Origin of the sequence: Thermobifida halotolerans, from assembly GCF_003574835.2 — a bacterium.
Classification (GTDB): Bacteria; Actinomycetota; Actinomycetes; order Streptosporangiales; family Streptosporangiaceae; genus Thermobifida; species Thermobifida halotolerans.
This window is the reverse complement of record NZ_CP063196.1, coordinates 280211-297027: the sequence shown is the minus strand read 5'-3', so window position 1 is coordinate 297027 and position 16817 is coordinate 280211. Positions and strand designations below refer to the sequence as shown.

Annotated in this window: 12 protein-coding genes; 8 read left to right on the top strand and 4 right to left on the bottom strand. The window is 73.0% G+C overall.

The window, feature by feature from the left end; genetic code table 11:
* Window positions 1–55: 55 nt before the first annotated feature.
* Window positions 56–1900 (bottom strand): translation elongation factor 4, encoded by a 1845-nt coding sequence (gene lepA / locus NI17_RS01250; RefSeq protein ID WP_068687825.1) that lies wholly within the window; start codon window positions 1898–1900, stop codon window positions 56–58.
* Between the two features lie 181 nt (window positions 1901–2081).
* Between lepA and NI17_RS01245 the strand changes: the two genes are divergently transcribed.
* From NI17_RS01245 to NI17_RS01215, 7 genes are all read left to right on the top strand, one after another.
* Window positions 2082–3053, top strand: a complete 972-nt coding sequence (locus NI17_RS01245; RefSeq protein ID WP_068687824.1) for a hypothetical protein — start codon at window positions 2082–2084, stop codon at window positions 3051–3053.
* Window positions 3054–3248: 195 nt separating this feature from the next.
* Window positions 3249–3518, top strand: a complete 270-nt coding sequence (gene rpsT, locus NI17_RS01240; RefSeq protein WP_068687823.1) for a 30S ribosomal protein S20 — start codon at window positions 3249–3251, stop codon at window positions 3516–3518.
* 605 nt (window positions 3519–4123) lie between these two features.
* Window positions 4124–5278 carry a ComEA family DNA-binding protein gene (locus NI17_RS01235; RefSeq protein ID WP_234401577.1) on the top strand — a complete coding sequence of 385 codons (1155 nt, stop codon included), beginning with the start codon at window positions 4124–4126 and terminating at the stop codon, window positions 5276–5278.
* Entirely contained in the window at window positions 5275–7632 is a 2358-nt protein-coding gene (locus NI17_RS01230; RefSeq protein WP_068687822.1) for a ComEC/Rec2 family competence protein, read from the top strand. Before NI17_RS01235 ends, NI17_RS01230 begins: the two co-directional genes overlap by 4 nt.
* 69 nt (window positions 7633–7701) lie before the next feature.
* Entirely contained in the window at window positions 7702–8559 is an 858-nt protein-coding gene (locus tag NI17_RS01225; RefSeq protein ID WP_068687821.1) for an oxygenase MpaB family protein, read from the top strand.
* Window positions 8560–8617: 58 nt separating this feature from the next.
* On the top strand, window positions 8618–9586 hold the full coding sequence (gene holA / locus NI17_RS01220) for a DNA polymerase III subunit delta (RefSeq protein ID WP_068687965.1): 969 nt from the start codon (window positions 8618–8620) through the stop codon (window positions 9584–9586).
* A 250-nt stretch (window positions 9587–9836) separates the two neighbouring features.
* On the top strand, window positions 9837–10622 hold the full coding sequence (locus tag NI17_RS01215; RefSeq protein WP_068687820.1) for a phosphotransferase: 786 nt from the start codon (window positions 9837–9839) through the stop codon (window positions 10620–10622).
* A gap of 358 nt (window positions 10623–10980) precedes the next feature.
* Here NI17_RS01215 and NI17_RS01210 read toward each other — a convergent pair whose 3' ends face one another.
* The gene (locus NI17_RS01210; RefSeq protein ID WP_068687819.1) at window positions 10981–12186 is read right to left on the bottom strand and encodes an amidohydrolase family protein; all 1206 of its coding nucleotides are present in this window, start codon (window positions 12184–12186) and stop codon (window positions 10981–10983) included.
* A gap of 275 nt (window positions 12187–12461) precedes the next feature.
* Window positions 12462–13928 carry a GTPase HflX gene (hflX, locus tag NI17_RS01205; protein WP_243597584.1) on the bottom strand — a complete coding sequence of 489 codons (1467 nt, stop codon included), beginning with the start codon at window positions 13926–13928 and terminating at the stop codon, window positions 12462–12464.
* A gap of 304 nt (window positions 13929–14232) precedes the next feature.
* Here hflX and aceB point away from each other — a divergent pair, with 304 nt between their 5' ends.
* The gene (gene aceB / locus NI17_RS01200; RefSeq protein WP_068687817.1) at window positions 14233–15831 is read left to right on the top strand and encodes a malate synthase A; all 1599 of its coding nucleotides are present in this window, start codon (window positions 14233–14235) and stop codon (window positions 15829–15831) included.
* Between the two features lie 49 nt (window positions 15832–15880).
* Here aceB and NI17_RS01195 read toward each other — a convergent pair whose 3' ends face one another.
* A complete protein-coding gene (locus NI17_RS01195; RefSeq protein ID WP_068687816.1) occupies window positions 15881–16531 on the bottom strand; it encodes a hypothetical protein in 651 nt (216 codons plus the stop codon).
* Window positions 16532–16817: the final 286 nt, after the last annotated feature.

Here is a 16817-nt window from a genome sequence, read left to right as displayed (position 1 = left end):
GTCCCGCACCGGACCCTCACCGACGCGCTCCCCGGTGTGCGGGCCGGGGAGCGCGTCACTTCTTCCTGGCCTCCCTGCCCTCACCGCCGGAGTCGGTGGACAGCGCGGAGATGAACGCCTCCTGAGGCACCTCGACCCGGCCGACCATCTTCATGCGCTTCTTGCCCTCCTTCTGCTTCTCCAGCAGCTTGCGCTTGCGGCTGATGTCGCCGCCGTAGCACTTGGAGAGCACGTCCTTGCGGATGGCGCGGATGTTCTCGCGGGCGATCACCCGGGAGCCGATGGCGGCCTGGATGGGCACCTCGAACTGCTGCCGGGGGATGAGCTCCCGCAGTTTCCTGGTCATCTCCAGACCGTAGGAGTAGGCGTTGTCGCGGTGCACGATCGCCGAGAACGCGTCGACCGTCTGCCCCTGCAGCAGGATGTCGACCTTGACCAGGTTGGCGGCCTGGTCGCCGGAGGGCTCGTAGTCGAGCGAGGCGTAGCCCTTGGTGCGGGACTTCAACTGGTCGAAGAAGTCGAAGACGATCTCGGCGAGCGGCAGGGTGTAGCGCATCTCCACGCGGTCCTCGGACAGGTAGTCCATCCCGTTCAGGGTGCCGCGCCGCCCCTGGCACAGCTCCATGATGGGGCCGACGAAGTCGGAGGGGGCCAGCAGGGTGGCCCGGACCACGGGCTCGCGGACCTCGGCGATCTTGCCCTCGGGGAACTCGCTGGGGTTGGTCACCGTGTGCTCGGTGCCGTCCTCCATGAACACCTGGTAGACCACGTTGGGCGCGGTGGAGATGAGCGCCAGGTCGAACTCGCGCTCCAGCCGGTCCCGGGTGATCTCCAGGTGCAGCAGCCCCAGGAACCCGCAGCGGAACCCGAAGCCCAGCGCGGCGGAGGTCTCCGGCTCGAACACCAGAGCCGCGTCGTTGAGCTGCAACTTCTCCAGAGCGTCGCGCAGCACCGGATAGTCGGTGCCCTCGATCGGGTACAGCCCGGAGAACACCATCGGCTTGGGGTCGCGGTAGCCGGGCAGCCCCTCCTTCGCGGGAGAGGCGGCGGAGGTGACGGTGTCGCCGACCTTGGACTGGCGCACGTCCTTGACGCCCGTGATGAGGTAGCCGACCTCGCCCACCCCCAGGGAGTCGACCTTGGTGGGCTCGGGTGCGCTGACCCCGATCTCCAGTGCCTCGTGGGTGGCCCCGGTCGACATCATCTGGATGCGTTCGCGGGCGCCCAGCCGCCCGTCCACGACCCGCACGTAGGTGACCACGCCGCGGTAGGTGTCGTAGACGGAGTCGAAGATCATGGCGCGCGCGGGGGCGTCGGCGTCGCCGACGGGCGGCGGGACCTTGGCGACGATCTCGTTGAGCAGCTCCTCCACGCCCGCACCGGTCTTGGCGCTGACCCGGAGCACGTCCGACGGCTCGCAGCCGATGATGCCCGCCAGTTCCTCGGCGTACTTGTCCGGTTGGGCGGCCGGCAGGTCGATCTTGTTCAGCACCGGGATGATCGCGAGGTCGTTCTCCATCGCCAGGTACAGGTTGGCCAGTGTCTGGGCCTCGATGCCCTGGGCGGCGTCGACCAGCAGGACCGCACCCTCGCAGGCGGCCAGCGACCGGGAGACCTCGTAGCTGAAGTCCACGTGACCGGGCGTGTCGATGAGGTTGAGCACGTAGGTCACGTCGTCGAGCGCGGTGAAGGGCAGCCGCACCGCCTGCGACTTGATGGTGATGCCACGCTCACGTTCGATGTCCATGCGGTCGAGGTACTGGGCCCGCATCTGGCGTTCCTCGACCACACCGGTCAGTTGCAGCATGCGGTCGGCCAGTGTCGACTTGCCATGGTCGATGTGCGCGATGATGCAGAAGTTCCGGATCAGCGCGGGATCGGTCCGAGTTGGCTGTGGCACCGTGGTCCGTTCACATTCGTCGAGGTCGGGTGGGGCACGACGCGGCGGGGTCGCACGCGCGGCCTTGGATGGGCGGTGTCCCCATGGTCCCACGGGCGCGACATCGGGCGGTACCACGGGTCAGAATGGGACACGCGACCCCTACCAGGCTATGCGAACGGACAGAACCGGGAGACCAACGGTGCGCTGGTTGCTCAAACGTCTTCTCGCGGGACTGGCCGCGGTGCTGGTGGTGGCGGTCGGCGCGGGAACGCTGCTGGCCGCGCAGTTCTCCGGGGAGAAGGCGGCGTGGGCCGCCTCCACCGGCGCGGACGCGGCGTGGCTGAGCGGCTCCTGGGTCGACGGGGAGTTCGACGGGGCCGACTTCGCGGCGGCGCTGCCCCGGCTGGGCGTCTTCTCCGAGGTGTACGTGCACGTGGGGGAGATCGCCGACGACGGCTCGGTCGACCGGGACGGCTACGCCGAGGCGGACGCCTTTTTGGGCCTGATGCGGCGGGAACTGCCCGAGGTGCGGGTGCTGGGCTGGCTGAGCAGCACCGCCGACGGCTCCTCGCTGCTGGAGGACCGCGTGCCCGGGGAGGCCCGCGCCCGCCTGGTGGAGGAGGCCGCCGCGGTGGTGGACGCGGGCTTCGACGGGGTGCACTACGCCGTCACCCCGGTCACCGTCAACGACCCCGGCTTCGTCGACCTGCTGGAGGGCACCCGTGAGGCGATCGGGGAGGACGCGGTGCTGTCGGTGCGGGCCCTGCCCCTGGAGCCGGTCCCGGGGGCGCGGATGCCGGTGTTCCTCGCCAGCCGGGGCGAACGCTACTGGTCCACCGGGTACCTGCGGCAGGTCGCGGAACCGGCCGACGTGGTCGTGGTGCCCGGCCACGACACGGGCATGCCCGGCGGCTCCCTCTACGGCGGTTTCATGGTGCGCCAGACCGCGCTGGCCCTGGAAGCGGTCCCCGAGGACGTAGGCCTGCGGATCGGCGCGCCACCGGCCGGCGCCGGGGGCGGTGACGCGGCCACGGCGGCCGAGGCGGTGCGCATCGCGCTGACCGAGCACGGCGGGCGGGACGACTTCGGGATGGCGGTGCACTCGCCGGACGGCATGGCCGAGGAGGACTGGGCGGCCGTCGAGGAGGGCTGGCTCGATCCGGAGCGCTGAGCGACGCCGCGGTGCGAGCAGCCGATCTTCCAAGGCATAATGGAAGTCCGTGTCTCGGACGTTCCACGTTCGATTTGAGCCCTTGGTCTCAATACCCGCGTCGACCTCCGCGGACCTCCTTGTGGATCGGCTGCCCACAACCGCGGTCCGGAGGCTCCGGCGCACACCCTGACAGCAACTGGAGCACGTTTTCGCATGGCGAACATCAAGTCGCAGAAGAAGCGCATCCGGCAGAACGAGAAGGCCCGTCTGCGCAACAAGGCGGTCAAGTCGTCCCTGAAGACGGCCATCCGCAAGTTCCGCGAAGCTGCCGAGGCCGGGAACAGCGAAGAGGCCGTCGTCCTCCAGCGCGCCGCCGCGCGCCAGCTGGACAAGGCCGTCAGCAAGGGCGTCATCCACAAGAACCAGGCCGCGAACCGCAAGAGCGCGATCGCGAAGCGGCTGCACGAGCTGCAGAACGCCTGATCCCACCGCGTTCCGCGAGGGCCGGCCCCCGAGGGGTGTCCGGCCCTCGGCGTTTCCGGGCGCCCGGCCCCCGGGACCCGTGAGCCGCGCCGGGGGTCAAGGGCACGGCGAGGCGTTCGGAGGGACGGCCCGGGGCGGCCCCGCGTGGGCGGCGGAAGGGGCAGGGGCGCGAGACGCCGCGGTCTGTCTCTGCCACCGGCGGACCGGCGGGGAGGACGGGCCGCGCCACCGGGGCCGGGGACGTCCGTGGTGCGGGACCGCCCCGGGGCGCGCGGAGGCGGGGCGCCTCCCCGCTCCGTCGCCAGCCCCCTCCGGTGGGCGTCCTCCACACCGCTTCCCGCCCACCCCCTGGAACGGGGCATCCCCGCACCGCCTCCCGCCCATCCTCGGGGTCGAGGTTCCACGCCCCCCCGGAGCCGAGGTGGTCCGGGGCCCTCCCCCTGGGCCGGGGCCACACGACCCCAGGGGCCGAGGTTCTCCGGAACCTCCCGGCCCCGGTACCGGGGCCGCAGGTGGTACGTCCTTTCCGGCAGGGGCACCGGCGTTGTCCACAGGCGGCGAATCTCCTCGCCGACGTCTTGGGGCGCGTGCCTACCTTCGTCGGTATGGCACGACACACCCCTCCCGATCCCTCCGGCGTCCCGGAGCGGCGACTGCGGGCGCTGCCCCGACCCGCCGTGTCCTCCGGCCCCGCCCCGGCACCGGAGGACGTCCCCGACCACGCGCGGTCCACCACCTCGGCCCCCGTCCCCGCCGAGCCGCCACCGCCGCCCTACGCCGCGGCCGGCCTCCCGACCGGTGACGACGGCCTCCTCGGCGCCCCACCGCCCGACGAGGACGCCCCCGACGTCGATCCGCCGCCACCGCCGCCCTACGCCGCACCCCGGGCGCCCCTGCCCCGGGAGGCCCCCGACTCCGGTGACGGCGCCGCCGCTCCGGAGCCCGGCGGCACCGGCCCGCCCGAGCCGTCACCTCAGGACCGGACGTCCCGCGCCGCCCACGGCACCCCGGACTCCCCTCCGCCCCGGCTCCGAGACGACGCTCCTCCGCCCGGATACGTGGAGGTGTTCCCCGACGAACCGGCCGCCGACCGGCGTTCCACCCCGCTGCTCGGGGCGCTGCTGGACCGCCTGCTCCCCCAGGAGTGGGACGACCGTCCCCGGCTGGGACGCTCCGGGGTCTCGGCACTGGCCGCGGTGTGCCTGCTGGCGGCGGGGGTCACCGGATGGTTCATGCTCAACGCCCGCCCCGAGTCCGCGCCCGCGCCGCCGCACGCCGCTTCCCCGTCCGGCGCGGCGCCGTCCGCGTCGACGAGCCCGTCCGGCACGGTGGTGGTGCACGTCGGCGGCGAGGTCGAGTCGCCAGGTGTGGTCACCCTGCCCGCCGGGGCGCGGGTGGCCGACGCCATCGAGGCCGCGGGCGGGCTCCGCTCCGACGCCGACCCCGGACTGCTCAACCTGGCCCGCCCGCTCGTCGACGGAGAACAGGTCCTCGTGGGCGTCACCCCCTCACCCGAGCCCGTCCCCCAGGCCGGGGCCGCCCCATCCGACACGACCGGCCGCGTCGACCTCAACACCGCCACGGCCGAGCAACTGCAGACCCTGCCGGGCGTCGGCCCGGTGCTGGCCCAGCGCATCATCGACCACCGCGAGTCCAACGGCGGCTTCACCTCGGTGGAGCAACTGCACGACGTCACCGGTATCGGCGAGCGCCGCTTCGCCGAGCTGCGCGACCTGGTCCACGTGGGAGGCGCGTCATGAGCGTGCTCGACGGCTCCCCGCTGCCCGGCGGACGCGCACCGCTGGACCTGCGACTGGCCGCCCCGGCGGTGGGACTGTGGCTGACCGTGCTGGCGCTGCTGGGCTCGTCGGCGCGCACCGCGCTGCTGGTCGCGGTGGCGGCGGGGCTCCTCGCCGCGGCGACGCTGCCGCTGCTGCGCCACCCGCGCGGCGAGGCCGCGGCCGCTCTGCTCGCCGCCGCCCTGGTCTGCGCGGCGGGCGGCGCCCTGGCGGTGGCGGGGCGCGGTGCGGCGGTGGCCGCCAGCCCGGTGACCGCGCTGGCCGAGGCGGAACAGCACACGGAACTGTCCGCGGTGATCTCCTCCGATCCGCGTCCCCGCGCGAACCCGTCGATTCCGGGCCGCGCCGAGTTCGTCGTGGACGCCCGCACCGAGTGGGTCGCCGTCGACGGCGGCCGACGGGTGCGCACCCGGGTCCCGGTGGTGCTCCTCGTCCACGGCGAGGACTGGCGGCACCTGGTGCCGAGCCGGTCGGTCCGGGTGAGGGGCAGGCTCGTGCCCGCCGACGGCGGCTTCGGGGCCGCACTGCTGCTGGTGCGCGGCCCGCCCCGCGAGGTCGGTCCGCCGTCCGCGGCACACGCCTGGGCCGGGTGGGTGCGCGCGCGGCTGCGTCAGGCCTGCGCGGCGCTGCCCCGACCGGAGCGCGGCCTGCTACCCGCGCTCGTGGTCGGCGACACCTCCGAACTCGACGCCGAGACCGCCGAGACCTTCCGCACCACCGGCATGACCCACCTGTTGACCGTCTCCGGTGCGAACCTCGCGGTGATGACCGGTGCCGCACTGGCCGCCGCACGCTGGTGCCGTCTGCCCCCGTGGGCCGCGACCGTCTCGGGCGCGGTCACCATCGCCGGATTCGTACTGCTGGCCCGACCCGAGCCGAGCGTGCTGCGCGCGGCGTTCATGGGCGCGATCGCCCTGGTGTCGCTGGCGGCGGGCCGTCCCCGCATCGGTGTCGCCACCCTCGCCGCGGCGGTGATCGGACTGCTGTTGTTCGACCCGGGCCTGGCCGCCTCCTACGGGTTCGCGCTGTCGGTGCTGGCCACCGGCGGAATCCTGGTGCTCGCGCCGCGCTGGCGCGACGCCTGGGCGAGGCGGCTCCCGGTGTGGCTGGCCGAGGCCGTCGCGGTGACGCTCGCCGCCCAGGTGTCGTGCGCGCCGCTGCTGGTGGTGCTGTCCACCGAGGTCAGTTGGGTGTCGGTACCGGCGAACGTGCTGGCCGGACTGTTCGTTCCCGTGGCGACCGTGGGCGGGTTCGCGGTCGCCGCGCTGGGCACGGTGGCGCTACCGGTGGCGCGGGTGGCCGTGTGGGTGCCGGGCACGGCCGTGTACTGGATCCGCGTGGTCGCCGAGGCGGGCGCGCGAGTCCCCCACGGGGCGCTGCCGTGGCGGTCCGACGCGCTCGGAGCGCTGCTGCTGGCCGTGCTGCTCGCGGCGCTGCTGGTGCTGCGCGGCAGGGCGCGGCGGGTGGTCGCGGCGGTGACCGCCTCGGCCGTGGTGGCGGCGACCGCGGTCACCTGCCTGGCCCCGCCCTGGCCGCCGTCCGGGTGGGCGGTGGTGGCCTGCGACGTCGGCCAGGGCGACGCGCTGGCGTTGGCGGCGGGCCGCCGCGGTACGGCGGTCGTGGTGGACGCGGGCGTCGCCCCGCGGGCGGTCGACCGCTGCCTGGGCGGGCTGCGGGTGCGGCGGGTGGCGCTGCTGGTGCTCACCCACCATGATCTCGACCACGCGGGCGGCGTCCGCGGAGTGCTGCGCGGCCGCGCGGTGGACGGGGCGGCCGTGCCACCCGGCTTCGACTCGCCCGTCGCCGCCGAGGCGCTGGCGCACGCCGGGGTGGGCCGGCGGACGGTGCACGCCGGGCAGCGCCTCGCCGTGGGGCCGTGGCGGTTGTCCGTGCTGTGGCCGCCGTCCGACTTCGCCGGGGACGAGCCCAACGAGGGCAGCGTGGTGCTGCTGGCCCGGTTGGCTCGGTCCGAGGGGACCGCCGAACCGCTGTCGGTGCTGCTCACCGGCGACATCGAGGAGCGGGCGCAGCGCGCGCTGCTGGCCGAGCCCGCCCTCCGCGGCGTCGATGTCCTCAAGACCCCGCACCACGGCGCGGCCACCCAGGAGGCCGCGTTCCTGACCGCCACCCGCCCCCGGGTGACGCTCACCTCGGTGGGCGCCGACAACCGCTACGGCCACCCCTCCGCGGTCACCTGGACGCTGCTGACCGGACTGACCCCGGCCTCCTACCGCACCGACCGGCACGGCGACATCGCGGTGGTCCCCGGCCCCGACGGCCCCTCGGTGCACTGGCGCGGCCCCCGGCCGCGGTGAGCCGACACCGCGCGGGGACGGACGGCTCCCGGGTCATGGTCGGCACAACGCAAACCTAGGCTGGTGACCATGGAAAAAGCTCCTCCCCCCGAGGACTCCCCCCTGCACCGGATCGCCCGCGAGGCCGCGGCCCTCGGCGGCGCCGGATACGCGATCCTGCTGCAGATCGCCCACCCCGCCGTGGGACAGGGGGTCCACGACCACAGCGACTTCGCCTCCCGCCCCCTCAACCGGCTGCGCGGCACCCTCACCTTCGTCTACGGCGTGGTGTTCGGCACCCCGGCCGAGGCCGAGCGGATCAGCGCGATCGTGCGCGCCATGCACACGAAGGTCACCGGCCCCGGCTACCACGCACTCGACCCGGAACTGCAACTGTGGGTCGCCGCCACCCTGTGCCGGTCGTCGGAGGTGATGTACGAACTGGCGGTGGGCGGCCTCACCGACGCGGAGAAGGACGAGGCGTACGAGCACTCGGCGGTACTCGCCACGGCGCTGGGCTGCCCGCCCGAGTACTGGCCGCCCTCCCGCGCCGACTTCGACCGCTACTGGGCGCGGATGCTGGACACCCTGCGGGTCACCCCGGCCGCCCGTACCGTGGCCCACGAACTGTTGCACCCCGCCTCCCCGCTGCTGCGTCCCGCCATGCGGTTGCAGGGGTTCGTCGCCGCCGGACTGCTGCCGCCCCGGCTGCGCGAGGAGTTGGGACTGGCCTGGGACGCGCGCCGCCAGCGCCGTTTCGACCGGACGTGCGCCGTGGTGCGGGCGGTCTATCCGCGGCTTCCACTGCGGCTGCGCACCTCGGTGCGGGACGGTTTCCTGTGGGACATCCGCCGCCGGATCGCCCGGAACCGGCTGTACCACCGCCCCAGGGGCTGGCAGCCGGTGCTGCGGGGTGCGGCGGCCGGGACGCGGCAGCGTTCCGCGTGAGGCTACGCAACCGGCGGAGCGGGCCCGCCGGTCACCACCGCGTGGCATGCTGACGTCCATGGACTCCACCTCCGTTCCGCCGCTGTCCGTCGTCGTCGGCGACGAGGAACTGCTCGTCGACCGCGCCGTCGCCGAACTCGTGGCCGCGGTGCGTGCCGACGACCCCGACGTGGACGTGCACGACCTGGTGCCCTCCCAGGTCAGTGCCGGGAAACTGGTCGAGGTCACCTCGCCGTCGCTGTTCGGGGAGCGCCGGGTGGTGGTGCTGCGCTCGGCGCAGGACCTCACCAAGGAGCCCGCCGGGGTGGTCACCGACTACCTGAAGGACCCAGCCGACGACGTGGTTCTGGTGCTGGCGCACGCGGGCGGCGCCAAGGGCAAGGCGCTGCTGCAGACCGCGCTGAAGGCGGGGGCGCACCGGATCGACTGCGCCAAACCGACCAAGGACGCCGAACGGGTGAAGTTCATCCGGGGCGAGTTCTCCCGCGCCGGGCGGCAGATCGCCCCGGACGCCGCGCAGGCGCTGCTGGACGCGGTCGGCACCGACCTGCGGGAGATCGCGGCGGCCTGCACCCAGTTGATCGCCGACACCGAGGGCAGAGTGGACGCCGCGGCCGTGGCCCGCTACCACAGGGGCAGGGCGGAGGCGTCCGGGTTCACCGTCGCCGACCGCACGGTGGAGGGCCGTCTGCCCGAGGCGCTGGAGCAGTTGCGCTGGGCACTGGCGGTGGGCATGGCCCCGGTACTGATCAACAGCGCGCTGGCGGGCGCGGTGCGCGGAATCGCGGTCGCCGTGCAGCCCACGCGCGGGGTCTCCGACGCCGAACTCGCCAAGCGCGCCAGGGTGCCGCCGTGGAAGCTGCGCACCATCCGCCAGCAGGCCCGCGGGTGGAGTCCGCGGGGGGTGGCGCACGCGATGCGCGTGGTCGCCGAGACCGACGCCCTGATCAAGGGCGCGGGCCGCGACCCCGCCTACGCCCTGGAGCGCGCCGTCATCGAGATCGCCACGGCGCGGGGGAGGCGGTGAGCCGCCCGTCCGGGGAGTATGGACGGCGTACGGCGGAGGCCGCGCCTCCCGGGTACCGTGGCCGCCCACATCCCCGTTCCTCACGGGGAGTGCGCGCCACCGGACCCCCTCCGCCCCCTGCCGCGGGAGGACAGAGGGACCGGGACCGCAGCGGTGTCGGCCCGCGCGGGGCACAGCGCTGCGGCGGGGCGTCCCGGCCCTCCGGAAAACCACCGGACAGCACGTCCCCGCGCGCCCTACCCTTTCCCGCGTGACCGACGAGATCCTCAGCGGCGGGGTGAACCGGGTGGTGCGCACGGGGGCGACCGTGCGCAGGCCCACGGGGCCGTGGACGCCCGCCGTGCACGCGCTGCTGCGGCACCTGGAGGCCGTCGGGTTCACCGGGGCGCCCCGGGTGCACGGCGTGGACGAGCAGGGCCGCGAGGTCCTCGACTTCGTCTCCGGCGAGGTGGCGGACTACCCGGTCCCCGACCACGTGCGAAGTGACGCGGCGCTGGCCGCGACGGGCGGGCTGCTGCGCCGCTACCACGACGCCACGGTCGGCTTCGTCCCGCACGAGGACGCGGTCTGGCAGCTTCCACCGCGCGAGCCGCGGGAGGTGGTCTGCCACGGCGACGCCGCCGGCTACAACACCGTGTTCCGCGACGGCCTGCCGGTGGCCCTCATCGATTTCGACACCGCCCATCCGGGGCCGCGCGTGTGGGACTTGGCCTACACCGCCTACCGGTTCGTGCCGCTGGGCGCGCCCGGCAGCAACGGCGAGCACGTCCCGGTGGCCGAGCAGGCCCGGCGGCTGCGACTGATGGTCGACGCCTACGGGCTGGACGGGGCGGGCCGGAGCGTCCTGCTGGAGACCGCGTGTGCACGTCTGGAGGCGCTGGTGGCGTTCATGACCGCGCGGGCCGCCGCGGGCGACGCGGCGTTCGCCCGCCATCTCGCCGAGGGCCACGACGCGATCTACCGGACCGGCATCGCCCACATCCGCGCGCACCGGGAGGAACTGGCGGCGGGTCTGGAGGGGCCGGGACAGCCCTGATCCGAGGGGGTCTTGTGACCGATCTCGAGAAGTCGGGGCACGGCGGGGCATTCGAGGTGATGGTTCGGAGCGGGCTGCCACGGGTTGGCAGCGGAGCGGTCGAGGCGCGCCAGCGCCGCGTCCGCCCGCGCCCGCACAGACGGACGGGTTGGAGGAACATCCCACACCACGGGGCTGGGGTGCTGTGGTGCGGGATCACCCGCAAGGCGCGGGAAGGTGGAGTCGGCGCCGGGACGCCTCCCCTCCGCTGCCAGCACACCCCTTCGGCGGAGCGCCCCCCGACGATGTCCCGTCCTCCCCCGGGGCCGGTGCTCCCAGGCCCCTCAGGTTGAGTCCGCCTGGATCTCCAGGGGCGGGATCAGCGGATCACGTCGCCGCCGCGCCACACGCGCATCGCCTTCAGGCCGTAGGCCCACGCGAACGCGCCCTCGTGGTCGGCGTCCCACTGGACGACGTCGGCGACCCGTCCGGGAGCGATGATGCCCCGGTCGGCCGCGCCCAGCGCGCAGGCCCCGCCGACGGTCGCGGCGCGCAGCGCCTCGTGCACGCTGATCCCGTACAGGGCGACGGCCATGCAGACGATCAGCGACATCATGGTCGTCCCCGACTGGGCGGGATTGTGGTCGGTGCCCAGAGCCACGGGAACACCGTGGTCGAGGAGGGTGCGCACCGGCGGGGTGCGGCGTTCGTACAGCGACGCGGTGGGGCAGATGACCACCGGGGTCTTGGACTTGGCCAGCGCCAGCACGTCGTCCTCGTCGGTCTCGTGCAGCAGGTCCACCGAGTCGCACTGCAGGTCGGCGGCCATGCGCACCGAGCCGTGCCGTGGCTTGGAGCAGGCGTGCATGCGGGTCTTGAGTCCGGCGGAGCGTCCCAGGGACAGCAGCCAGCGCGCGTCCTCGGTGGTGAACTGGCGGCTGTCGCAGTAGACGTCCACACCGTCGGCACCCGCCTGGGCGGCGTCGCCCAGCCAGGAGCCGACGGCCTGCACGTAGTCGCTCGGCCGACCGAAGTACTCGGGCGGCACCGCGTGCGCGGCGAAGAAGGTGACGTGCAGTCGGGGCATGCCCGGCTCCTCCTCCAGGGAGCGCAGCAGGCGCACGTCGGCGAGTTCGCCGTCGCGGGTCAGGTGGTATCCGGTTTTGGCCTCGACCGTCGTGGTGCCCCACAGCAGCCAGTGCCGGAGTCGGTCGCGCACGTCGTTGCAGAGCGTCCACGGGTCGGTCCCCCGGGTCACCGTGACGGTGGAGGCGACGCCGCCGCCCGCCGCGACGATGTCGCCCTGCGAGGCCCCGTCGGTGCGCGCCGAGATCTCGGCGAACCGGTTCCCGGCGTAGACGGGATGGGTGTGGGCGTCGATGAGTCCGGGGGTGACGAGGGCGCCGCCGGCGTTGTCGATGTGGGCGTCGACGATGTGGTCGATGACCCCGGGAATGCTCTGGGGGAGTTCGGCTGCCGGACCGACCCAGGCGACGAGCCCGTCATGCATGACGATGGCGGCGTTGCTGATGAGCTCGACGCCGGTCCACAGTCGTCCGATGTTCGTCAGCAGTCGTACCGTCATTGTCTCACCGCTTGCCCGTCCACGCCGTCACAGCCGCCATCATCCGGTGCGCAGGGGACGACCACGCCGCACGAACAGTCCTCACACGACTTCATATCGATGCCTTGGCCTAGCTAGGGGGGTCGACGCGGCCGGAACGGGCCGGGCAGCAGCATCTCACTTCGGTGAAGGCAACCGTAGTTCATCGGGCGCTGGGATGTACACCTCTGCGACCGAACAGTAAACGGCGGAACCCGGAAAGAGGTTCCGCCGTATTCGCTTTCGGTGGTCGCAGATTACCGCATCGCGGTCACGTACCGGTCGAGCTGACCCGCGAGAAGCGGGGGCACCCAGGCGTGCAGGGCCGTTCCCTCCCCGGTGTGCTCCTCGCTGAGGATCCGTCCTTCCTGGTGCACCCTGGAGACCAGGTCGCCGCGGTCGTAGGGCAGCAGCACGGAGACCTCGCGGTCGAAGGTGGGCAGCGCCCCGGCGATGGCCCGCAGGAGTGCGTCGACGCCCGCGCCGGTGTGCGCGGAGACCTCGACGGCGTCGGGGTACCTGGTGCGCAGCTGCCTGAGCAGGAGCGGATCGGCCGCGTCGACCTTGTTGACGACGATCAGTTCGGGAATGTCGGAGGCTCCGATCTCGGCGAAGACCTGGCGCACCGACGCGATCTGCTGTTCGGGATCGGGGTGGGCCCCGTCCACGACGTGCAGGATCAGGTCGGCGTCGGTGACCTCCTCCAGGGTGGAGCGGAACGCCTCGACGAGCTGGTGCGGCAGGTGGCGCACGAAGCCGACGGTGTCGCTGAGGGTGAATCCCCGGCCGTCGGGGGTGCGCGCCCGGCGCACGGTCGGGTCCAGGGTGGCGAACAGCGCGTCCTCCACCAGTACGCCCGCTCCGGTGAGCCGGTTGAGCAGGCTGGACTTGCCCGCGTTGGTGTATCCGGCGATGGCCACGGCGGGCACCTGGCGGGTGCGGCGCCGGTCGCGTTTGACGTCGCGGGCCACCGCCATGTGCGACAGTTGGCGGCGGAGTTTGGCCATGCGGGTGTTGATGCGGCGCCGGTCGGTCTCCAGCTTGGTCTCACCGGGGCCGCGCAGTCCCACGCCGCCGTTGCCGCCGCCGGAGGTGCCGGCCTGGCGGGACAGCGCCTCACCCCATCCGCGCAGCCGCGGCAGCAGGTAGGTGAGCTGGGCCAGTTCGACCTGGGCCTTGCCCTCCTTGCTGCGGGCGTGCTGGGCGAAGATGTCGAGGATGAGGGCGGTGCGGTCGATCACCTTGACCTTGACGATGTCTTCCAGTTGACGCAGCTGGCCGGGGGCCAGTTCACCGTCGCAGATGACGGTGTCGGCTCCGGTGCTCTCGACGATGTCGTGGAGTTCGGCGGCCTTGCCGCTGCCGACGTAGGTGGCGGGGTCGGGCCTGGAGCGGCGCTGGGTGAGCCCTTCCAGCACCAGGGCGCCCGCGGTCTCGGCGAGCTGCTTGAGTTCGAGCAGCGAGTTGTCGGCGTCCTGTTGGGTTCCGGTGGTCCACACCCCGATGAGCACGACGCGCTCCAGGCGCAGCGACCGGTACTCGACCTCGGTGATGTCGTGGAGTTCGGTGGACAGTCCCTGGACGCGGCGCAGTGCGTGGCGGTCCTGGAGTTCGAGCTGTCCCCGGTCGAGTTCGTCGTCGACGCCCGGCCGGGTGTCGACGGGGGCCGCCGCCGCGGCGCTCGCGCCGTTGAGAGCGTGGCCGTTGAGAGAAGTACGTGTCATATCCATCCAGGGAGTGTCAACGCGGGATCACCGCGGTTTCTTCCCCGATCGTCCCACGCGTACCACGGAACGTCAGCTGTTTTTTCGCGTGGAACGGGGGAACCGGTACCCCCGCCGATCCCCGTCGGCGGTGAAGAGGAGCTTGTCTTACCCATCCTTGTTCCGGAAAAAACACAGATCTTTTCGATAGAGCGAAATTCCAGGTCACACGGAGTGGAGACCGCGTTGACCGCCCCCTGCGGGCAGAGTAGCGTCATATTCCACATAACAGAAGCAAGTTTCGCGATGCGGAAGGTTTGGTTTCATGGGTGCTCCCACCGGAGTCGAGATCACCGGCCCGATCAACGGCAGGTACGACGAGATCCTGACCGACGACGCCCTCGCGCTCATCGCCGACCTGCACCGCAGGTTCGAGTCCCGCCGCCAGGAGCTCCTCGCCGCCCGCAGGCGCCGCCAGGAGGAGATCTCCGCAGGCGCCGACCTGGACTTCCTCGCCGAGACCAAGGCCGTGCGCGAGGACCCGACCTGGCGCGTCGCTCCCCCCGCGCCCGGCATCGTCGACCGCCGTGTCGAGATCACCGGCCCCACCGACCGCAAGATGACCATCAACGCGCTCAACTCCGGAGCGAGGGTGTGGCTGGCCGACTTCGAGGACGCCAACACCCCCCTGTGGGAGAACATGATCGAGGGCCAGCTCAACCTGCGTGACGCGCTGGACCGCACCATCGACTTCACCACCCCGGAGGGCAGGAGCTACGCGCTGAAGGACGACTCGGAACTGGCCACCATCGTGGTCCGCCCGCGCGGCTGGCACCTGGACGAAAAGCACATCCTCGTCGACGGCCAGCGCACCTCCGGCGGCATCGTCGACTTCGCGCTGTACTTCTTCCACTGCGCGCGCCGCCAGCTCGCCAAGGGCAAGGGTCCCTACTTCTACCTGCCCAAGATGCAGAGCCACCTCGAGGCTCGGCTGTGGAACGACATCTTCGTGCGCGCCCAGGAGTCGCTGGGCATCGAACGCGGCACCATCCGCGCCACCGTGCTCATCGAGACCATCCCGGCCGCGTTCGAGATGGAGGAGATCCTCTACGAGCTGCGCGAGCACTCCGCCGGTCTCAACGCGGGCCGCTGGGACTACCTGTTCAGCATCATCAAGACGCACCGCACCCGCGGCCGCCGGTTCCTCATGCCCGAACGCAACGCCGTCACGATGACCGCGCCGTTCATGCGCGCCTACACCGAACTGCTGGTCAAGACCTGCCACAGGCGCGGCGCACACGCGATCGGCGGCATGGCCGCGTTCATCCCCAGCCGCCGCGACCCCGAGGTCAACAAGACGGCGCTCGCCAAGGTCCGCGACGACAAGACCCGCGAGGCGGGCGACGGGTTCGACGGCTCCTGGGTCGCCCACCCCGACCTCGTCCCGGTCGCCATGGAGGTCTTCGACGGCGTCCTGGGCGAGCGGCCCAACCAGATCGACCGGCAGCGCGACGACGTCACCGTGACCGCCGCCGACCTGCTGGACGTCTCCAGCGCCGAGGGCGGCGTCACCGAGGCGGGCCTGCGCAACAACATCAACGTCGCCGTCCAGTACCTGGCCGCGTGGCTGGGCGGCAGCGGCGCGGTGGCCATCCACAACCTGATGGAGGACGCCGCCACCGCGGAGATCTCCCGCTCCCAGATCTGGCAGTGGCTGCACAACGGCGTCACCCTGGACAACGGCGCCCAGGTCACCGCCGAACTCGTGGAGCGCCTGATCGGCGAGGAGCTGGCCACGATCCGCGAGACCACGTCCCTCGACGCCGACCTGCTGGACCGCGCCACCACGCTGTTCAAGGAGGTCGCCCTGGCCGACGACTACGCCGAGTTCCTCACCCTGCCCGCCTACGAGCGGATGCCGTAACCCACGGAAGGTTCCCGGCCGGGGGCGAGCCGCCCCCGGCCGGGACACCCTAGGAGCTCTCCCCCAGCCCGGCGCGCAGTGCCGCCAAGGCGCCGCGGCCGTCGGCGAGACTCTCCCGGGTGCAGCACAACCGCAGGTAACGGGCCGCCTCGTCGCGGTGCAGAGGCCCCCACTCACCCCGCACGGGCGGCGCGGCACGCCGCCACCGCTCCCTGGCGCCCGCCACCATCCGGGACTGGCGCGACAGCCGGGAGGCGGTGTCCGGGCCGCGCGACCGCCAGGCGAGGCCGGCGATCTCGTCCCCGGACGGCCCCAGCGGCAGCCGTCCCTGCCCCACCACGTCCGCCAGCGAGTCCAGCACGTTCACCCCGGAACCGACCAGAGCCGACGCCCGGGCGTACAGGTCCCCGTCCACAGCCCCGAAATCCTGGACGAAGCCGCGCAGCAGCCGTCCGGCCCCGGTGAGGGCGGTCATCTGCTCCTCCAGGGCCGCGGCGGCACGCGCCTCAGGGACCGCCTCCGTCGTCCTCGCGCCGACCCGGGCGGCGAGGAGCGCGGTCACCTCCTCCGCCGCGCGCACGGCCCCGTCCAGCCGGGCGCAGACGGCCACCAGGTCGCTCCGGTGTCCGTCCGCACCCGCGTCGGGCAGCGCCGCCGCCCGCGCCGCGACGTCGATGAGCGCCATGGTGAAGGCAAGCATGTTCCGCCCCTTCCCTCGCCTTTCCCCGTGTCCGTCACGCGGACCTCCAGCAGTATCCCTCCCGGCAGCGGCGGCGCAACACGTCGGCGTCTGCTTCCGACTGGCGCGTCCGACGCTCTCCGGGGCGCGGCCCCGCGGAGCGTGGTGCCCGCACCACCGCGCAGACGGGTGCGGGCCCCGTCCGGAACACCCGGTGGCACGACCGGCATCCGGCCGGCCGCCCGGCGGACTTCTCCTCATCACCGCGCGTCTGAGGGGTTCCCGATGATCACGCCTCCGCCGAACC